This is a genomic window from Nonomuraea lactucae, from assembly GCF_003313395.1.
Lineage (GTDB): Bacteria > Actinomycetota > Actinomycetes > Streptosporangiales > Streptosporangiaceae > Nonomuraea > Nonomuraea lactucae.
In genome coordinates, this window is record NZ_QNFZ01000409.1 from 1 (window position 1) to 1,003 (window position 1,003).

The following is a 1,003-nucleotide window of genomic DNA, read 5'->3' on the forward strand; positions in this document are numbered from 1 at the left end:
GGCCGCACCGCCGCCGCGTTCGCGCTGGCCGCGCAGGTGGAGCCGTCCCGCGAGCGCGCGGCCCGGCTGCTCGGCAAGGCGGCCTCCGTGTACGCCATGGCGCGGACCGAGAACGTCGGCCGGCTGGTCACGTCCCTGCCGCACGCGTTCTACCCGGAGAGCGTCTGGCGCGACGACATGGAACTGGGCGCGGCCGAGATGGCGCTGGCGGCGCAGCGGCTGGGCGACCCGCGGGCCGGTGAGTGGCTGGCGCAGGCGGCGCACTGGGCCGGGCAGTACCTGAAGCACGAGGCGGGCGGCGACACCTTCAACCTGTACGACGTGAGCGCCCTCGCCCACGCCGACCTGGTCAGGGGCCTGCGCCGGGCGCGCGTTGCGGGGCTGCCGGTGTCGGAGCGTGAGCTGGTGGCCGACCTGCGGGCGCAGCTGGAGATCGGCGCGACGCGGGCGGCCAAGGACCCGTTCCGCGCCGGGACGGCCTACGACGCGTTCGACGCGGTGCCGCACGCGTTCGGGCTGGCGGTGACCTCGCGGCTGTACCGGTCGGTGACCGGGGACCGCGCCTACGACACGTTCGGCGCACAGCAGCGCGGGTGGGCGTTCGGGGCGAACCCGTGGGGCGTCTCGTTCGTCGCCGGGGTGGGCGAGCACGCGATCCGCTGCCCGCACTACCAGATGTCCAACATCACGGGCAGGCCACCGACGGGCGCCGTGGTGAACGGGCCCAACAGCGCGTCGCTCTTCGACGACGGGCTGGGCGATCACCTCGACGGCATGAAGCCCTGCCCGGCCGACGGCGTGGACCGGTACGAGCAGTTCACGGGCCGGGGCAGCCGGTTCGTGGACGACGTGCGGTCGTGGCAGGCCTCGGAACCGGCCGACGACTTCGCGGCGGTCGCGCTGTACGCGCTGACGTTGACGTCGCTGGACTGAGCCTCGCGGGGGCACGGCGGGCGGCTCACGGGGGCCGCCCGCCCTGCCGGGTCCCGGCGGTCGGGGCCCC

1 protein-coding gene is annotated in these 1,003 nt (G+C 75.7%); it reads left to right on the plus strand.

Features of this window, described 5'->3' with window-relative positions:
* Positions 1-933: glycoside hydrolase family 9 protein (locus DQW85_RS22255; RefSeq protein ID WP_205315316.1), on the plus strand; the 933-nt coding region annotated here is incomplete at its 5' end.
* Positions 934-1,003 lie beyond the last annotated feature (70 nt).